Annotated in this window: 13 protein-coding genes; 8 read left to right on the top strand and 5 right to left on the bottom strand. The window is 74.8% G+C overall.

Going from position 1 to position 18,365, the window contains the following annotated elements; all coding sequences use genetic code 11:
* Positions 1 to 43 precede the first annotated feature (43 nt).
* From ACZ6SQ_RS15150 to ACZ6SQ_RS15140, 3 genes are read left to right on the top strand one after another with little or no spacing between them, the layout of a single operon-like run.
* The gene (locus ACZ6SQ_RS15150) at positions 44 to 1,204 is read left to right on the top strand and encodes an ATP-binding protein (protein ID WP_469561308.1); all 1,161 of its coding nucleotides are present in this window, start codon (positions 44 to 46) and stop codon (positions 1,202 to 1,204) included.
* On the top strand, positions 1,201 to 4,989 hold the full coding sequence (locus ACZ6SQ_RS15145) for a vWA domain-containing protein (RefSeq protein ID WP_469561306.1): 3,789 nt from the start codon (positions 1,201 to 1,203) through the stop codon (positions 4,987 to 4,989). The genes ACZ6SQ_RS15150 and ACZ6SQ_RS15145 overlap by 4 nt, the downstream gene beginning before the upstream one ends.
* The gene (locus ACZ6SQ_RS15140; protein ID WP_469561303.1) at positions 4,986 to 6,887 is read left to right on the top strand and encodes a hypothetical protein; all 1,902 of its coding nucleotides are present in this window, start codon (positions 4,986 to 4,988) and stop codon (positions 6,885 to 6,887) included. The genes ACZ6SQ_RS15145 and ACZ6SQ_RS15140 overlap by 4 nt, the downstream gene beginning before the upstream one ends.
* Positions 6,888 to 6,990: 103 nt before the next feature.
* On the opposite strand, the gene ACZ6SQ_RS15135 is transcribed toward ACZ6SQ_RS15140, so the two are convergent.
* The 3 genes from ACZ6SQ_RS15135 to ACZ6SQ_RS15125 all read right to left on the bottom strand — a co-directional run bounded on the left by ACZ6SQ_RS15135 (position 6,991) and on the right by ACZ6SQ_RS15125 (position 9,619).
* Positions 6,991 to 8,052, bottom strand: a complete 1,062-nt coding sequence (locus tag ACZ6SQ_RS15135) for a YeiH family protein (RefSeq protein ID WP_469561300.1) — start codon at positions 8,050 to 8,052, stop codon at positions 6,991 to 6,993.
* Positions 8,052 to 8,630, bottom strand: a complete 579-nt coding sequence (locus ACZ6SQ_RS15130) for a cysteine dioxygenase family protein (RefSeq protein WP_469561297.1) — start codon at positions 8,628 to 8,630, stop codon at positions 8,052 to 8,054. Before ACZ6SQ_RS15130 ends, ACZ6SQ_RS15135 begins: the two co-directional genes overlap by 1 nt.
* An 83-nt stretch (positions 8,631 to 8,713) precedes the next feature.
* Complete coding sequence (locus ACZ6SQ_RS15125; protein WP_469561294.1) at positions 8,714 to 9,619, bottom strand: LysR family transcriptional regulator; 906 nt, start codon at positions 9,617 to 9,619, stop codon at positions 8,714 to 8,716.
* A gap of 209 nt (positions 9,620 to 9,828) precedes the next feature.
* Between ACZ6SQ_RS15125 and ACZ6SQ_RS15120 the strand changes: the two genes are divergently transcribed.
* From ACZ6SQ_RS15120 to ACZ6SQ_RS15105, 4 genes are all read left to right on the top strand, one after another.
* Positions 9,829 to 10,710: a hypothetical protein gene (locus tag ACZ6SQ_RS15120; protein ID WP_469561291.1), complete on the top strand. Its 882-nt coding sequence runs from the start codon at positions 9,829 to 9,831 to the stop codon at positions 10,708 to 10,710.
* Entirely contained in the window at positions 10,710 to 12,857 is a 2,148-nt protein-coding gene (locus ACZ6SQ_RS15115) for a bifunctional serine/threonine-protein kinase/ABC transporter substrate-binding protein (protein ID WP_469561286.1), read from the top strand. The genes ACZ6SQ_RS15120 and ACZ6SQ_RS15115 overlap by 1 nt, the downstream gene beginning before the upstream one ends.
* 9 nt (positions 12,858 to 12,866) lie before the next feature.
* Positions 12,867 to 15,152, top strand: coding sequence for a bifunctional serine/threonine-protein kinase/ABC transporter substrate-binding protein (locus ACZ6SQ_RS15110; RefSeq protein WP_469561284.1), 2,286 nt, complete (start codon positions 12,867 to 12,869; stop codon positions 15,150 to 15,152).
* A 138-nt stretch (positions 15,153 to 15,290) separates the two neighbouring features.
* Positions 15,291 to 15,611 carry a hypothetical protein gene (locus ACZ6SQ_RS15105; protein ID WP_469561281.1) on the top strand — a complete coding sequence of 107 codons (321 nt, stop codon included), beginning with the start codon at positions 15,291 to 15,293 and terminating at the stop codon, positions 15,609 to 15,611.
* A 36-nt stretch (positions 15,612 to 15,647) separates the two neighbouring features.
* On the opposite strand, the gene ACZ6SQ_RS15100 is transcribed toward ACZ6SQ_RS15105, so the two are convergent.
* The gene (locus ACZ6SQ_RS15100) at positions 15,648 to 16,235 is read right to left on the bottom strand and encodes a CGNR zinc finger domain-containing protein (protein ID WP_469561279.1); all 588 of its coding nucleotides are present in this window, start codon (positions 16,233 to 16,235) and stop codon (positions 15,648 to 15,650) included.
* A 90-nt stretch (positions 16,236 to 16,325) separates the two neighbouring features.
* Here ACZ6SQ_RS15100 and ACZ6SQ_RS15095 point away from each other — a divergent pair, with 90 nt between their 5' ends.
* A complete protein-coding gene (locus tag ACZ6SQ_RS15095; RefSeq protein ID WP_469561276.1) occupies positions 16,326 to 17,135 on the top strand; it encodes an MBL fold metallo-hydrolase in 810 nt (269 codons plus the stop codon).
* 21 nt (positions 17,136 to 17,156) lie between these two features.
* On the opposite strand, the gene ACZ6SQ_RS15090 is transcribed toward ACZ6SQ_RS15095, so the two are convergent.
* Positions 17,157 to 18,341, bottom strand: coding sequence for a sensor histidine kinase (locus tag ACZ6SQ_RS15090; protein WP_469561272.1), 1,185 nt, complete (start codon positions 18,339 to 18,341; stop codon positions 17,157 to 17,159).
* Between the last annotated feature and the right edge of the window lie 24 nt (positions 18,342 to 18,365).

The following is an 18,365-nucleotide window of genomic DNA, read 5'->3' as shown; positions in this document are numbered from 1 at the left end:
CATCCTGAGCACGACAGACCGACCTACCCAGCAAGGAACTTGAATGCCTTCGACCGACACGGCGACGGCCCTTCCGGCCCGGCAGACCCTGCCCGCCGAGGAGCGTCACGCCACCGAACTCGCCTTCCTCGCCGCCCACGACGAGGGGCCCCGCCCGCCCGGCTGGCGGCTCACCCCGCGAGCGGTGATCACCTTCGTATGCGGCAGCGGCGGTGAGGCGCTGAAGCTGCCCAAGCCGCACGAGACACTGCCCGACAAGCTGGTGATCGCCCCCAAGTTCGTCGGCGAACGCGCCCTCGTGGAACGGTGCGTGGTCACCCTCGCCGGTGAGCGTGGCCTGCTGCTCGTCGGCGAGCCCGGCACCGCCAAGTCGATGCTCTCCGAGCTGCTGTCGGCCGCCGTCTGCGGTACCAGCGCGCTCACCGTGCAGGGCACCGCGGGCACCACCGAGGACGCCATGCGCTACGGCTGGAACTACGCGCTGCTCCTCGCCCAGGGCCCGACCCCGCAGGCGCTGGTCGACTCGCCGGTGCTCAGCGCCATGCGCACCGGCCGCGTCGCCCGGGTCGAGGAGATCACGCGCTGTCTGCCCGAGGTGCAGGACGCCCTGGTGTCGATCCTGTCCGACCGCCGGATCAGCGTGCCCGAGCTGTCGGGCACCGACGACGCCCAGGTGGCGGCCGCCCCCGGGTTCACCGTCATCGCCACGGCCAACCTCCGCGACCGCGGTGTGTCGGAGATGTCCGCGGCCCTCAAGCGCCGGTTCAACTTCGAGACCGTGCACCCGATCGCCGACGTCGACGCCGAGACCGCGCTGGTGCGGCGGCAGGCCACCGCGGCCGTCGAGCGGGCGGGCGCGGCCTTCGGGGTGGACGACGCCGTGCTCGACGTCCTGGTCACCGTCTTCCGTGATCTGCGGGCCGGCCGTTCCACCGAGGGCTGGGACGTGGAGCGCCCGGGCACGGTGATGTCGACGGCCGAGGCCGTGCAGGTAGCCACCTCGCTCGGGGTGGCCACCGCGTACCTGCCGGGCGGCGACGCCCTCGACCTGGTGCCCGGACACCTTCTCGGTGTGGTCCGCAAGGACGACCCGGCCGACCACGCGCGGCTGCTCGGTTACTGGGACGGTCCGGTGCGCCGCCGTGCCGAGGACGGCTCGGCGACCTGGCGCCGTCTGTGGGACCTGCGGGAGAACCTCCGGTGACACTCGCTCAGGACCCGCGGGACGCCGTCGAGGCACTCGCCGGCTGCTCGACGCCGTATCTGCTGGGGGTACGGCACCACAGCCCGGCGCTCGCCGCGGCGGTACCCGCCCTGCTGGACGCGGCCGGCGCCGAGGTCGTCTGCGTGGAGCTGCCCGCCGACTTCCAGCCGTGGCTCGTCCATCTGTCCGCCCCGGGCACCCTGGCGCCGGTGGCGCTGGCCGGGGCGGGCGAGGGCGGGCGGCTCGGCTTCTACCCGTTCGCCGACTTCTCGCCCGAACTCGCCGCGGTCCGCTGGGCGCGCGAGCGGGGGGCCGAGGTCGTGTGCTGCGATCTGCCGATGGCGGATCCGGCCTGGCACGGCGGCGACGGCACCGCCCCGGCAGGGGACACCCGTACCGCGCTCGCCGACGCCCCGCCCGCCCTCTCGCCCACCGCCTTCGCCGACGCGCTCACCGCCGCGGGCAGCGGGCGGGACGGCGACGACCTGTGGGACCGCTGCGTGGAGGTGCTCGCACCCGGCTGTCCGCCGGAGGCGATCAGGCGGGCCGCGCTCGGCGTGGGCTGGGCGCTGCGCCGTGACGCGGAGTCGTCGGGCACGGTGCCGTCCCTGGACCTGGCCCGGGAGACCCACATGCGCGCGACGATCGCCCACGCCTCGACGGGCGGGCGCCGCGTCGCGGCCGTCGTCGGCTCGTTCCACGCACCGGCCCTGACGGCCGGAGCGAACACGACGGACGGGCCGGATGCGGCGGGCGCGGTGCGGGCGCCGGGGGCGGGCGACGGGCCGTCGACCGCGGTCGGTGTGCTCTCGGCCGGTGCGGCCGCCGTCGGGGAGCAGCCGTCGGTCGTCACCTCGCTCGTGCCGTACTCCTTCGACCTGCTCGACTCCCGGTCCGGCTACCCCGCGGGCATCCGTGACCCGCGCTGGCAGCAGGCGGTGTTCACGGCCGCCGGTGATCCCGAGGTGCTGCACGGCGCGGCCGCCCGGGTGATCACCGACGTGTGCCGGGAGCTCCGGGCCGCCGGGCACACGGCGGGCACCGGCGAGGCCGCCGAGACCCTGCGGATGGCCAGCGACCTGGCGAGTGTGCGCGGTCTCGCCGCCCCCGGGCGGAGCGAGGTACTCGAGGCGCTGACGACCGTGATGGGCCAGGGCGAGCCTCTCGGCCGCGGCCGTGCCCTGGCACGGGCGCTCGAGGTGGTCCTGGTCGGCACCGAGCGGGGCCGCATCGCGCCGGGCACTCCCCGCTCGGGACTCGGTCCGTCCGTGGAGGCGGAGCTGGCCGCGCTGAAGCTGCCGGGCCCGGACGACCCCGCCCCGCGGGAGCTGCGGCTCGACCCCTTCCGCTCCGCCCTGGACGGCCGCCGGGAGATCCTGCTCCAGCGGCTCGCGGTGTGCGGAGCGGGCTACGGCGAGGCCCAGGAGGTGACAGGCACGGGCGACGGCACGGCGCTCACCACCCGTTGGCGGCTGGCGTGGACCCCCGCGGTCCCCGTGCGGCTCGACCTGGCCGGGATCCGGGGCGTGACAGCCGCCCTGGCCGCCGAGGGAACGCTGCGGGAGTCCTTCCGACGGGACTCGGCGGACGGCGGGCCCACTTGCGCTCTCGTGCTCGCCGCGCTGCGTGCCGCGGCCCGCTGCGACCTGCCCGCGCTGGTCGCCGAGCGGCTGGCCGGCGCCGCCGCCGTCCTCCCCGCCTCCGCGACGCTTCCCGAACTCCTCGAGGCGCTCGACCTGCTGGACGCGCTGTGCCGCGGACATCTGCCCGGCACCACCGCCGGGGGCCGGGAGGCGGCCGCGACACTCGCCGCCGACCTGCTGGAGACCGCGGTCCGTTCGCTGCCCGGACTCGCGGGAAGTGACGAGGCGGAGGAGGCCGCCGCGCTGATCGCCCTCGCCTCACGGGCCGGTGACCACCGGCTCGGGCTGCGGATGGACGACGCTCTGGGCACCCTCGCACGTACCGGGTCCCCGCTGGTCCAGGGCGCCGCGCTGGCCGCCCGGGTCCTGCTGGATCTCGACGATGCCGGAGAGCTGGGCGCGCGCACCGCCGGCTGGATCGACACGGCCACCGACCCGGAGGGGCGGCTCGCGCTGGCCCGCCGGCTCACCGGACTGCTCAGCGGCGCGGCACCGCTGCTCCAGTCGGCGCCGACCGCTCTGGACTCGCTGCTCAACCGCATCGAAGGGCTCACCGACCAGGGGTTCCTGGACCGGTTGCCCGCGCTGCGCGGCGGCTTCGACACGCTGAGCCCGGCCGGGCGCGACCGTCTGCTGGGCACCGTGACGGAACGCCTCGGCGACCGCCTGGACCTCTCCCTCGGCGCCTCGCCCCGGCTCCTCGCGCTGTGGACGGCGGCCGACGCGGCGGGCCTCGCGGCGGTGACCTCCCTGGGACTGCCGACGGGCACGGAGGCGAACCCGGCCGGGAGCACCGACACCGCCGCCCCACAGGCATCGCCCCAGGCTCCCCCGGCTGCCGCCACGCCCGAGGCCGCCGAACCCGACCCCGAGGCCGCCGAGCCCACACCCGAGCCCGAGGCCGTACCCGAGCCAGACTCCGCACCCGGAGGCGGCACCACGACCGCACCCGGAGGCGGCACCACGACCGCATCCGGAGGCGGCACCACGACCGCATCCGGAGGCGACACCACCCCCGCACCCCACCTTTCCCCCACCGACCGCTGGCGCCTGCTGCTCGGCCGGGAGAGCGAGAAGCTGCCCTCGGGCGCCCGCCGCTACGCACACGCGCTGGACGAGCTGTACGGCACCGGGCGGGGCGAGGGCGCCGCTGACCTCGGCCGGGAAGGAGGCGCGGGCGGCGGCCAGGAGGCGGCCTTCCCCTCGGCCCGCGAGTGGGCCGAGGAACTGGACGCGCTGTTCGGCGCGGAGGTCCGTGAGGAGGTGCTGGCACGCGCCGCGGATCAGGGCCGTACCGATGTGCTGGCCGAGCTGGACCCTGCCTCGGTGCGCCCCTCGGTCGACCTGCTGACCTCGGTGCTGTCCCTGGCCGGAGGCATGCCCGAGCAGCAGCTGGTCAAGCTGCGACCGCTGGTGCGCCGACTGGTCGACGAGCTGGCGAAGGAGCTGGCGACCCGGATGCGTCCGGCGCTGACCGGCCTGGCCACCCCGCGTCCGACCCGCCGCCCGGGTGGCAGGCTCGACCTGCCGCGCACCCTGCGCGCCAATCTCGCGACCACGCGCCGCACCGCCGACGGCCGGACCATGGTGGTGCCGGAGAAGCCGGTGTTCAGCACGCGTTCGCGCAAGGAGGCGGACTGGCGGCTCATCCTGGTGGTCGACGTGTCCGGGTCGATGGAGGCCTCGGTCGTCTGGTCGGCGCTGACCGCGGCCGTACTGGGCGGAGTACCCACCCTGTCCACGCACTTCCTCGCGTTCTCGACGGACGTGATCGACCTGACCGACCGGGTGGACGACCCGCTGTCGCTCCTGCTGGAGGTACGGGTCGGCGGCGGCACCCACATCGCGGCGGGGCTGGCGCACGCCCGTTCCCTGGTGACCGTGCCCAGCAGGACGATCGTGGTGGTGGTGAGCGACTTCGAGGAGGGCTACGCGCTCGGCGGGCTCCTCGGCGAGGTGCGGTCGCTGGCCTCCTCCGGAGTGCACCTGATGGGCTGTGCCGCGCTGGACGACACCGGCAACCCGCGCTATTCGGTGCCCGTCGCCCAGCAGCTCGTCGCGGCCGGGATGCCCGTCGCCGCCCTCAGTCCCCTCGCCCTCGCCCGCTGGGTGGGCGACCGCCTCCGCGGAGAGAACCGATGAACACCGACCAGAGGAACGCCGGACTGCCCCCGGTGACAGCCGACGTGGTCGCCGCCGCCGTCGAGTCTCTGACCGCACGGCTGCGCAAGAAGCTGGACGCCGCGATCGAGTCGTACGCGGCCCTGCCCGTCGAGGCCGCCGACGGCGTGCTGCGCATCAAGTGCGGTGAGGACGCCGAGGTCGCCCTGACGCCCGGCCCCACGGGGGCGGTCACGGACGCCGGGCAGGCGGTGTGCAGCTGTCTGCTTGCGCCCCGCTGCCTGCACCGCGCCGCGGTGCTCGGCGCCTGCCCGGTCGCCGACGCGGACGCCGTCGCCGAACCGGCACCTGCCCCCGCGGACACCGTGCGGGAGACCGGGACACCGGCGGGTGCCGAGGCCGTGGCGCCCACAGGGGACGGCACACCGGACGAGCCCCCGGCACCGACCGGCCCGACCCCCGCCCAGGTCGCCGCCGCGACCGCGCTGTGGGCGGCCGCGGCGGCCGTACTCGCCGCCGGGGTGCCCGCCGCGGGCGCCGTCCCGCAGGCCGAACTGCTGCGCGCGGCGCACACCGCCCGGCTGGCCGGACTGCACCGCGCCGAGGCCGCCGCCCTGCGGGTGGTACGGGGGCTGCGGGCGGCCCGTGCCCGGCACAGTGGGCACCGGCTGGCCGACCTGGTGGCCAATGTGAGCGAACTGCTGCTCACCACCGCCCGGTTGGCGGCCCGGGACCCGGACCCGGGGCTGGTCGGTACAGCCCGCCGCGCCTACCGTCCCGGCGGCGGGCTGCGGGTGCACGGCGTGTGCCGGGAGCCGGTGATCGCGGCGACCGGGTACGGCGGTGTCGTCACGCATCTCGTGTCCGAGGACGGGCGCTGGTTCTCGGTGGCCGACGTCAAGCCCGGCGGTCCGGCGCGGGCCCGGGGTGCGGGCACGGCGAGCGTGGCGCTCGGCTCGGGCGCCCTCGACCATGCCCAGCTCTCCCGTGGCGGGCTGCTGATCTCGGGTGCGACGCTCTCCCCGGACGGCCGCCTCGGGGCCGGCAAGGGCGTGCGCGCGACTCCGGTCGTGGGTCTGCCCTGGACGCAGGGTGCACTCGCCGCGCTGTTCGCCCGTCCCCTGGCCGAGGCGGTGGCGGCGCGGCTCGCGGCGAGAGCGGGAACCGACCCGGAGCGGGCCGGGCAGACGGCCGACGAACTGATCGGCTGCGACGTGGTCCTCGTCGGTGCCGCGGGGGAACACCTGCTGGCCCGGGAATTGACCGCGGGCCGGGCGGAGGAGGACGGCCCGCTGATCCGGCTGGCTCCCGCCAACGGCCACCCGGACCTGGCCCACACGGCCAACTTCCGCCGGCTGGCGTCCCGGCCGGGCCTGCGGCTGCGGGTGATCGGCCGGCTGGACCCCGACCGTGCGGCGACGCTGCGGCCGCTCGCGGTGGGCCCCGTGCCGGACACCGAGGAGACCCTGCGGCTGCCCGCGGAGTGGGATGGCCACGCCGACCTGGGCTACGACCGCATCCAGGGCGCGCATTTCCCCCCGCCCGAGGTGCTGCCGCTCACGGGCGGAGTCGTCGGGGTCCCGCCGGACCCCCTCGCCCAGGCCCCGCTGTGGCGGCTGCGGCGGCTGGTCGAGGTCGCGGTGTCGGGAGGCCGCCGGGCCGTCGCGGAGCCCGCGCGAGACGGTGACAGGGCCGGGAGCGGGGCGGCGCTGCGGCGCGGCGGATTCCGGGCGGCGGCGGACCTGTCGGCCGCGCTCACCGCGGAGGCGGACCGCCGCACCCGAGACGTCTTCGGCCGCACCGCCGAGGCCGACCCGGACCGCTACGCCCAGGTGTGGCTGGCCGCGGCGGTCTATCTGGCAGGCACCGAACAGGCGCTGGTGCAGGCGACCTGGGAGCACGGGGAGGCGCACGTCTAGGGCCCGGCGTCCGGTCGCCGACACGATCCGGAAGACAGCCCCGGGCGGGAGCCCTCGTACGCCGACGGTTCACGCGGGAGCGGTGCGGCCCTTCACAGCCGCCTCACCCCGTGACCAGCAGAACCCCGGCGTACGAGACCCCCGCCACGACCAGCCAGGCGCAGAGGCCCAGCAGTGCCGTGCGCGCGCCCGTGCGCGCGAGGGAGGGGAGGTCGACCGCGCTTCCGAGCCCGAACAGGGCCGCGGCCAGCAGGAGTTCCTGCCCGGTGTGAGCCCCCTCCAGGACTTCGCCGGGCAGCAGCCCGGTGCTGCGCAGGGTCACCGCGGCGAGAAAGCCGACGACGAAGAGCGGTACGAGCGGAGCCCGCTTCCGGCCCGACCCGTTCGCTCCGCCCGGTCCGCCCGCGTCACGGCTGCGGCGGCGCGCGGAGAGCGCGACGGCGGCGACGAGGGGCGCGAGCAGCGCGACCCGCATCAGCTTCACCAGTACCGCCTGGCCGAGGGCCGCGTCACCGGCCGTCTGCGCGGTGGCGACGACCTGGCCGACGTCGTGCACACTCGCGCCGACCCAGCGCCCGAACTCGGCGTCGCCGAGCCCCAACGGCCCGTGGAGCAGGGGTAGTACGGCGATGGCGAGGGTGCCGCAGAGGGTGACCAGGGCCACCGAGGTGGCGGCGTCCCGTTCGTCGCTGCCCCGAGCCTCGCCGACGGCGCCTATGGCGGAGGCGCCGCAGATGGCGTACCCGGCGGCGATGAGCAGGGGCTGGTCACCGGGCAGGCCCAGCCGTCGGGCCAGCCACCAGGTGCCGGACAGGGTGGCCATGACGACGACGACCGTCATGACGACCGTCGCCCAGCCGAGCCCGGCCACGTCGTCGAGACCGAGTTGCAGCCCGAGCAGGACGATGCCTGCACGCATCAGCCGCCTGCCCGCACAGGACAGTCCCGGGCGGCCGGACCCCCGCACCGTCCCGCGCAGGACGGGCAGATGCGCGGCGAGGACTCCGAGCACCACGGCCGCCGTGAGCATGGGTACGGCGGGCAGAAGCCGGTGGACGGCGACGGCGAGGGCGAGGCCGAACGCCGCGAGCAGGAGTCCGGGGCGCAGGGACGGGGCTTCGCGCACCCCGCTGCGCTGCGTGGGCCGGTCCCGGAGGAGGGCCATCAGCAGTCGGTGGGCAGTTGGTAGACCCGCCGTACGCTGCTGCCGAGGCGGGAGATGTCGGCGCCGTAGACGTGGAGGGATATCGCCGTCGAGGGGCCGGGGTTCCAGACCCGGTGGATGTCCCCGGGAGGGGCGAAGCCGCAGAACTCGCCCTGCTCGTTGACCACTTCGGCGGTGGCGACGAGCCTGGCGGTGCCGTCGGCCGCCGGGAGGAGCCGGTAGCGCCGCTCGCGTTCCTGACCCTGGTGCACCCCCGTGGTGCACCAGGACACGTGGTCGTGGATGTCGGTGGCCTGGCCGGGCAGCCAGACGAGGGCGACGACGGAGAAGCTGCCGTCGTGCTCGGCGTGCAGCAGATGCTGCCGGTAGCGGGTCGGATCGCTCTGCCGCTGCTCGTCGGTGAGCAGGTCGGGCGCGCCGAGGTGGGGCGCGAGGCGTTCGCCGACGAGGTGGGCGGTGAGGTCGGGCGGGAGGCCGCGGCCGACGTCCTCTCGTAAGCCGGAGAGCAGCGCTTCGAGACGTTCGGTGGTGCGGGCCGCGGTGAAGGCACCCGGGACGGTGGTCGAGGCAGGAGTCATACACAAGAGCGTCGGACCGTTGCGCTATCACGTCCAACGACAGTTTCTTGGCATATCCCAAGCAGCGCTTATGGGTTGAGCGGTCAGCAGCCCGTCTTCCCTGCGGCCACGGTCTTCAGCTCCTGGAGGACGAGGGCCGTGGCGGGGATGCGCAGATGCTCCCGCAGGACGTAGGCCGAGACCTTGCGCCGGGAAGCGGGCTGGAGCGGCCGGCCGGCCACCTTCGCGCGGTGCATGAAGGTCAGCATCAGCGCGGGAACCATGGCGACGCCGAGCCCTTCCGCCACCAGGCTCTGCACCGCAAGATTGTCGTCCGTGGTGAAGGCGATGTCGGGTACGAAGCCCGCCTCCGCGCACTCGTGCAGCAGATTGGCCCGGCAGCGCGGACAGCCGGCGATCCAGCGTTCCCCTGCCAGGTCGGTGAGCCTGACGACCCTTCTCCGCGCGAGCCGGTGCCCGCTGGGCAGCAGCACGGTCAACTGGTCCTCCAGAAGCGGAGTCTCGACCAGTTCCTCCGGGACGTGTTCGTGCATGCCCGGATAGGTGAACGCCAGGGAGATGTCGCACTCGCCCTGCACCAGACGGCGAAGGCTCTCCGGCGGCTCGTTCTCCAGCAGATCGACCCGTATGCCCGGGTGGGCGGCCGCGAGCCGGGCCAGGGCCTCGGGCAGCAGGGTGGAGTTGGCGCTGGGGAAAGCGCAGACACGGACCCGGCCCGCGTGCAGCTGGGCCAGGGCGTTCATCTGCTCCCGTGCCGCCGACAGCGAACCGAGTATGTCGCCCGCGTGCCGCGCCAGCGTTTCACCGGCCTCGGTGAGCCGCACCCCTCGGCCCACCCGCACGAACAACGCCATCCCGACGTCCCGTTCCAGCGCCTTCATCTGCTGGGTGATCGCCGGCTGGGTGTACCCGAGAGCACGCGCGGCCGCCGAGTACGAGCCGGTCCGCACGACTTCGTGGAAGGTCCTGACGTGCCGGGAATCGAACACCGCTGCATCATAGTGGCGCCGGCAGCGACCCCGCCGATTTCCGGAACCGCACAACCCCGGCGAACCGTAACAGTGCATGCTGATCACAGCGTTGCATGCCGTAGGCGGCCAGGCCGGGCATGCGCGGGGGGTACGGACCGCGAGGGGCGGAGCGGATGAGGCACGCGTCGGGGAGACTTCGGTGCGCGGTGGGGGCGGTGGTGTCGGCGGTGATGCTGGCATCGGGCTGTACGGCCGAGGGGGAGAGCGCCGACAGGGAATCCAAGGGCGGCGGGACGGGGGAGTCCGGGGTCGCGGGAAGGCCCGCCGCTACGCAGAGCAGCGGAGAGGCGGACGGACCGGCGCCCGCCCCCGCGCCGACGGTGGAGGCCGATCCGGCGAAGGTGCCGCGGACGAAGGCCGCGGCCGGGCGGCTGATCGGCCAGGTGATCGCCGGCCCTGAGCTGTTCGGCTCCGAGGCGCGGCGGGACTCGCCCTACGAGAGCGATCCCGACACCTGGTCGGTGCTCGACGAGAACTGCGTCTGGCAGCGCGAACCGCTGCCCGAACGGGTGCTCGCCACCCTCACCCGGCACTTCGTCCGGCCCGCGGCCGAGGGCAAGGGCGCGGTGCGGATGACCGTCACCGTCACCGTGCACCCGGCGACCGCGGACGCGGCCTGGGAGCAGGCCGGAATGCTGGAAGAGGCACTGGGCTGCTCCGAACAGACCCTGAGCGAGGGCAGGAAGCTGTCGAACCTGTTCTCCAACGCCTCGGTCTGGGGCGAGGGCGGCAACAGCTTCGCGGAGGACTCCCTCTTCGAGATCGGTACGTGTTCGAGCGCCGGCGAGGGCGGTCCCTACCCGTATCAGTACCAGCAGGCCACCTTCGGGCCGGTCGTGGTGTCGATGTCCGCCTGCGCCGGCGAGGGCTGGGACGCACAAGGGCTCCTGACCGAGGTGAACGGCCCGGTGCCACGGATGCTGCTGCGGGCGGATAAGCAGATCGGACGGCCCGTGGACGGGACGGGCGCGAAGGCGGACCCGGCCGGATGGGCGGTGCCGGGAGCCGCCGGGGACACGACCGCCACCCCCGCGACGGAGGGCATGTGATGGAGCGCCTGCTGCCCTCGGACCCCTCGCACCTGGGCGGGAACCGGCTGCTCGGGCGGCTCGGAGCGGGCGGGATGGGTGTGGTGTACCTGGCCCGCACTCCGGCCGGAGAGCTGGCCGCGGTCAAGGTGATCCAGCCGGAGTACGCCCAACAGCCCGAGTTCCGCGCCCGGTTCGCGCGCGAGGTGGCCGCCGCCCGCGGCGTGGACGGGCCATGGGTGGCCCGGGTCCTCGCCGCCGACCCGGACGCCCCGGCACCCTGGCTGGCATCGGCCTTCGTCCCCGGGCCCTCGCTCGCCGAGGCGGTGGCCACCTGCGGTGCGCTTCCCCCGCGCGCCGTGCGGTTCCTGGGCTCCGTACTGGCGCGGGCCCTGGACGCGGTGCACGGCGCCGGCCTGGTGCACCGTGACGTCAAGCCGGGCAACGTCCTGCTGGCCCTGGACGGCCCGCGCCTGATCGACTTCGGCATCGCCCGTGCCATGGACGAGCGGACCGCGTTGACGGCGACCGGGCTGGTCGTCGGCTCCCCGGGCTTCTGGTCGCCCGAGCAGGCGCGCGGGCAGTGGATCACTCCCGCGAGCGACCTCTTCTCCCTCGGCTGTGTCCTCACGTACGCCGCCACCGGCCGGCCGCCGTTCGGCCTCGGAGACAGCGCGGCCCTGCTCTATCGCACCGTCCACGACGCACCCGATCTGCACGGCATCACCGACGACCCGCTGCGTGCCCTCCTGGAACGCTGCCTGGCCAAGGATCCCGGAGCACGCCCCTCGGCCGCCGAGGCCGCCGCCGCGCTCGGGGACGGCATGACGGGCACCGACATCGACTGGCTGCCCGACACCGTGGTCCGGATGATCGCCGACCGTGCCGCCGGACTGCTGGCGCTGCCGGGCGTGCAGGACACCGAGGCCGGAACGCCCCGCACGGCCGCCGCGCCGCCCGGTCCCGGCCGCCGGCGCGTGATGGTCTGGGCGGCGGGCGGTGCCCTGCTCGCCGCGGGCGCCGGCGGTGGCGCCTGGGCCCTGCTGCGCGACGACGACACCCCGACCGGACGGGTGAGCGGGAAACGGCGGTGGCTGCTCGGTGTCCAGGCCGACCTGTCGGGTCCGGGCATGGCCCTGGGACGCGAACAGGAACGGGCGGCCCGGCTCGCCGTGGCGGAGCACAACGCCCGCGCCGACAAGCCCTTCGAACTGGTCCTGCGCGTCGAGGACGACGGCGGTGACCTGAAGAAGGCCCGCGCCGCGGCGCGGCGGCTGTCCGGCGACCGGGACATGTTCGCCGTGTTCGGCCCGACCGGCGCGACGACCGCACCCGTGGTGGACATCTACGAGAACGCCGTGCTGCCCCTCGTCACCATGTCCGAACTGTCCATCGGCGCCATGTCGACAGCGCAGTTGCGTCAGCCCCGGCACTACTTCCGGGCCGCGCCCCTGAACAGCTACACCGCGTTCGGTGTCGTGCTGGCACTGGTGCGACAGCACGGGCGGCATCTGGGCATGGTCATCGACCGGGCGGGCCGGATCAGCGGCTGGGAACCGGCCCAGATGATGCACCAGCCCGCGGGCATCGCCGAAGTGTCCGTGACCCACAAGGTCGTTCCCGTCTCGATCACCGACGGCACCCCTGCCGTAAGGGAGTTGCTCGGCCGGGGTGCCGACAGCGTCTACTACTCGGGAACGCCGCAGCGTGCCGCCGACGTGGCCCGGTTCCTGCACGCCAGACGTTTCACCGCACCGCGCTTCCTCGACCCGGGTTCGGCGGGGGAGGCGTTCCTCGAGGCGGCGGGCGAGGCGGCGGAGGGCTGGCAGGCCGTGATGTCCTGCTCCGACCCGGGCGCCCGCGCGGCCCGCGCCTTCGCCGCCGCCTACCAGCGCCGCTACCGTGCCCGGCCGGGCCCTTGGGCCGTGGAGACGTACGACGCCGTCCGCCTGGTCGTCGACCGGCTCACAGCACTCGCCGGCCCCGGCGTCCGACGCCCCTCACGGGACGCGCTCAGCGACGCACTCGGCAAGGCGAAGTACAGAGGTCTCGCCGGTACTTACTCCTTCAACGAGCGCCGTTGGCTCAACGCCGAGAACGTGTACCTCTATCAAGTGCGCAACGGGCGCTTCCGGTTCACGGAGCCGCTCACGGTCGGGGGAGTGTGAGGGCGGGCCATGCACGCGCTACGAGCTGACGACCCGGTCGGCATCGGCGGGCACCGACTGCTCGCCCGGCTCGGCGCGGGCGGCATGGGAGTCGTGTACCTGGCCCGCACCGGCACCGGGGAACTGGTCGCCCTGAAGGTGATTCGCGCGGAACACGCCGCCGACCCGGCCTTCCGCGCCCGGTTCCGCCGCGAGGCCGCGCTGGCCGGGCGGCTCACCGGCCGCTGGACGGTGCCGGTGCGGGCGGCCGACGCCGAGGCCAGGGAACCCTGGCTGACCACCGACTTCGTGGCGGGCCCGTCCCTGTCGGAGGCGGTCACGGCGTGCGGACCGCTGCCCGTCGTCTCGGTCCTCACGCTCGGCGCACGGCTCGCCGAGACCCTGGCCGAGGTGCACGCCACGGGTCTCGTGCACCGGGACGTGAAGCCGGGCAACCTGCTGCTGACCCGTGACGGCCCGCGGCTGATCGACTTCGGCATCGTGCGGGGCGCCGGAGCGACCGCGCTCACCTCCGCGGACACCGTCGTCGGCACACCCGGCTACCTCTCACCCGAACAGGCCCGGCAGTACGGCGGTGAGGTCGGACCGCCGAGCGACATGTTCTCCCTCGGCTGCGTACTGGCGTACGCCGTGAGCGGCCGGCCCCCCTTCGGCGCGGGCGACGCGCTCGCCGTCCTCTACCGCACGCTGCACGAGGATCCCGATCTCGACGGACTGCGTCAACTGCCGCCGCCCGCGAGGGAGATGGTCTCGCGCTGTCTGTCGCGCGACGCCGCCGCCCGGCCCACGGCGCCCGAGTTCGCGGCGGCGCTGTCGGCCACGCGACCCACTCCCGACCCGCGCCGCTCGGGGGTCTGGGGACCGGCGGCGGGACCGGAAGCGGCGTCGACCGGGACAGGGGCGGCCGCCGATATCCCCGCCGACGGACCCCCGGGCCGAGACGCCACCGCGACCGACTGGCTCCCTCCCGGGGTGCTGCGACTGGTCGCCGACCGTGCCGCCCGCGCCCTCGACCCACCGCCGCGCTCCCACGCGACGGCGCCGACGGCCGCGGAGCACCCTGTCGCCGCCCGGCCCGTGACCTCCCGCCGCCGGTTTCTGCTGGCTGGTGGCGCGGGAGCCGCGTTGCTCGCGGTGTCCGGCACGGCGGCCGGGGTGTTCCTCAGCCGCCGTTCGTCCGCGAAGGAGGACAACCGCCCCCTGTACACGCTCGGGCTGCACGCCGACCTGACCGGCCCCGGCAAGGCCACGGGGGAGGCGACCCGCCGGGGTGCCCTGCTCGCCGTGGAGGCCCACAACGCCCGTTCCGACGTGCCGTTCAGGCTCGCGCTGCGCCCGGCCGACGACCGTGGTGAGGCTGGCCGGGCCGCTGCCACCGCCCGGGGGCTGCTGTCCGGCGCGTCCCCCGTCGCGGCCGTGATCGGCCCCATGTCCGAGGCGACCCTGACCGCCGCCGAGCCGGTGTACACGGCGGCCGGGGCGGCGATGGTGCTGGTGTCCTGCGACGGCGGCGGCCTGTCACCGCTGGTGAAACCCACCCTGTACGTGACCCGGGCGACCCGGGCGATGCAGACGATGCCCCTGCTGTACTACCTGACCAGCGTTCGCCCGGTGAGCCGGGTCGCCGTGGTACGGGATCGCGCGGGCGGCCCGGTCGCCGAGGACCTCACCGCCGACCTGATGGAGGCACCGCCCTCGGAGGGGACGACCACGGTGCACCCCGTGGACGCCGGGGACGACGTCACGGCAGCCGTCGCCGCGGCGCTGGCCACGGGCCCCGGCGGGATCGTCTACGCCGGTACGTCGCCCGAGCGCGCCGCCCAGGTCGCCCGGCAACTGGCCGAGGCACGGTTCACCGGGGCGAAGGTGACGGTCGATCCGGTCATGGACCCGGTCTTCCTCCGCGAGGCGAAGGACTCGGCCGAGGGCTGGGTCTTCGGCTCCGCCCGCACCGCCACGACCGCGGCCGCCTCCGGCCCCGCCGCCCGGTTCGCCACCACCCACCGCGAACGCTGGGGCGCGCAGCCGGCACCCTGGTCGGCCGAGGCGTACGACGCCGTGGGCCTGCTCGCGCAGACGCTCACGGGACTGGTCGGCGACGAGCAGGAGGACCAGGTGGGCCGCGGCGTCCTCGCCGAGGCGGTGTTCCGCCAGCGCTACGAGGGCGTGGCCAAACCGATCGGCTTCGACCCGAGAACCCGCCTCCTCGTCGCGGAGAACTCGGGCTTCCTCTACGAGACCCACGGCGGCGCGTTCCGCTACCTCGGACGTTATGACCAGGTACGGAAGGACTGAGGCGAGCGCCCGACGCCGCATCCGGTGCCGGACGGCACAACGGCAGCCGACCCGATCGGGACGCTCACGCTGCCGCGCCGTTGTCAGTCCCGCGTGAGAGGCTGCGGATGGCCGAGCAGGTGAGTGGAGGGCGCCCGGATGGGTTTCGACGGTGATGTCTGGCGACTCATGCGCCAGGACGAGCTGCTCGGCGAGATCGTGATCGACGAGGCCGACTTCCCCTGGCTGAGCGGACGTTTCGTTCCGGCGCCGGCGTTCGGAGAGGTGAAGCCGTGGTTCGACGAGACCCTGGCTCTCCTGGAGGCGGAGGAGTACGAGCGGTTCGACGCCTCCTACGACCGGATCGCGAACGCCTTGACGCTGGTCGCCCCGTCGGGCCCGGTCGCGGAGTTCCTCCTGCACGTCAGCGAGGCACATGCCTGGTTCAGATGGAGCGACGAACCCTTCGACGAGGCCTGAGCCCGCATCGGCGCGCCGGCCCCCGCCGTCGTGCGGTCAGGTCGTCCGGCGGGCGTAGGCGCGGGCCGCGCGGGCGCGGTCGCCGCAGCGGGTGGAGCACCACTGGCGGCGGCCGTGGCGCAGCAGGTAGCGGTTGCAGGGGGCGGAGCCGCAGGCGGTGAGACGTTCGGCGTCGGGGCCGGTGAGCAGGTCGGCGGCGTCGCCGGCCAGGGTGGCGAGGGCGTGGTCGACGATCTCGGTGGTGGGGTGCGGGGTGGCGCGGTAGGGGCCGGTCTTGTCGTCCCAGCGCAGTACGGACGTGGTGGAGACACGGGTCATGGCGTCGTTCACGGCCATGACGGCGGCGGGGAGGGCGGGAACCCCGGCCGCGTAGGCGGACAGCAGTGACCTGATCTGTTCGCGCAGCGAGCGCAGTTGTGCCGCGCACATGTCCTGCATGCCGATGTCGACGGGCGCGAGCCCGCGCGCGGTCAGCCACCGGTTCGCCTGCGGGGGAGTGCCCAGGAGGTCGACCGTGTGGCCGCCGGGCAGCGCGATCGCGCTGTTGGCCAGGGCGAGCGAGGGGTGCTCCTCCTCGCCCTGCGCGGGCGGCAGCCCGGGTTCTTCCGTCGCGGGCTCGTTCATGGACCTCATGGTACGGCTTGCATGTATCCGTGAGAAAGAACTACGGTCGTCTCACGGTTCAAGCGAATCTATCCGTGAGGTGTGTGCTTCGTGTCTTCTCTCCCGGCAGCGGCCGACTCTTCTCTCCCGGCGACGGCGGCGACCGACCGGTTCCCGGTCAGCGTCTTCGGCGGCCCGACCGCCCTGTTCGAGTACGGCGGCCTGCGCTTTCTGACCGACCCGACCTTCGACGGCCCGGGCGACTACCCTCCCGTCCTCACCAAGACCGCCCCCTCCACCGCCGACCCCGCCGAACTCGGCCCCGTCGACGTCGTCCTCCTCTCGCACGACGAACACGCCGACAATCTCGACACCTCCGGCCGCGCCCTGCTCGCCGACGTCCCTCTCACCCTCACCACGCCGGGCGGCGGCCGGCGCCTCGGGGGGAAGGCGAAGGGCCTGGCCGACTGGGAGTCCGTCGCACTGGAACGCCCCGACGGCGGCACGCTGACCGTGACCGGCGTCCCCGCGATCCACGGACCCGGCCCGCGTGAGGAGGTCGAGAGCGTTCTCGGCCAGGTCGTGGGCTTCGTCCTCACCGGTGAGGGCCTGCCCACCGTCTACGTCAGCGGCGACAACGCCTCGCTCGACGCGGTGAAGGAGATCGCCGCCCGCTTCGGCCCGGTCGACACCGCCGTGCTCTTCGCGGGCGCGCCGCGCTTCCCGGTTCTCTTCGACGGCCGGTGCATCGTCCTGGACAGCGCCCAGGCCGCCGAGGCCGCTCGGACACTCGGGGCCCGCCGCGTGGTTCCGGTCCACTACGACAGCTGGGCCCACTTCACCGAGGGCGGCGACGAACTGGCGGCGGCCTTCGGTGAAGCGGGCCTGGCCGACCGCCTGGACTGGGGCCGCCACCACTGACCCCGGGGGGGCAGCCCGGCCTCATGGCTCAGGCACGGACGGAAAGGCGACCTCGATGTCGAGGCCGCCCTCCGGCCGGGCGTGCGCGCTGAGCCCGGCCCCGTGCGCGTCCGCGACGGCACGGACGATGGCCAGCCCGAGCCCATGGCCGTCGGCGTGCCGGACACGCTCCCGGCTGACGCGGCGGAACGGCTGGAACGCCCGCCGGACCTCCTCCGGGCGGACGACGGGCCCGGTGTTGCGGACCGAGACGCGCGCCCGTCCGTCCCCGTCCGTCGTCACGATCCGGACGGTGCCGTCGGGCACGTTGTACCGCAGGGCGTTGTCGACGAGGTTGGTCACCAGGCTCTCGACCAGCCCCGGGTCCCCGGCCGTCGGCGCCGCCGCCAGCTCCGTGCCGACCCGTACACCCCGGCGCCGGGCTTCGTCGGCGCGTGCCGTCACCACCTTCCCGGCGATGTCGGCGAGGTCCAGCGGCGTGTGCTCCTGGACGCCCTGCTCGCCGGTGGCGAGGGTCAACAGCGAGTCGATGAGGCGTTCTTGTGCCGCGCCGAGCGCCAGCACGTCCTGGCAGACCGCCCGCAGCGACTCGACCGAGGCGTCCGGATCGGCGAGCGCGACCTGGAGCAGTGTCCGCTCGGCCGTGAGCGGGGTGCGCAGCTCGTGCGAGGCGTTGGCGACGAAGTGCCGTTGTGAGTCGAAAGCGGCCTGGAGCCGCTCGAAGAGGTCGTCGAGCGTGGCGGCCAGTTCGGTGAACTCGTCACCGGACCCGGTCGGGCCGAGGCGCCGGTCGAGGCGGGTCGCGGAGATGTCCCGTGCGGTGGCGGTGATGGTCCGCAGGGGCCGCAGATACCGGCCCGCGATCAACCAGCCGAGGACCACCGCGAGTACGGCCATCGCGGCGAAGCCCAGCGCCGTGGCGACGAACAGCGGGCCGAGGTCGGCTGTGGCCGTGGGGGCGGGGGCGGGATCGCCGGGACGGCCGACCGGCCGGCTGCTCGACGAACCGGCCTGCATGAGCGGGATGCTCAGCAGTACGCCGCCGGACACCAGGAACGGGCCGGCGTAGAGCAGGGTGAACCGCGTGCGCAGGGTACGTCCGCGTCCGCGTATCGAGGGCCGCTCACGAGCGAGTTCGCCCCGGCCCGACAGCCGCGGTCGCTCCCCTGTGGGAGTGCCCCCGTCCGGCGGCCGCTGACATGCCACGGTGCCGCGATCCGACAGCCGCTC

It is taken from the genome of Streptomyces sp. NPDC048600, from assembly GCF_055587025.1.
Note: the sequence above shows the minus strand (reverse complement) of the source record. Positions and strands in the feature narration are given on the sequence as shown.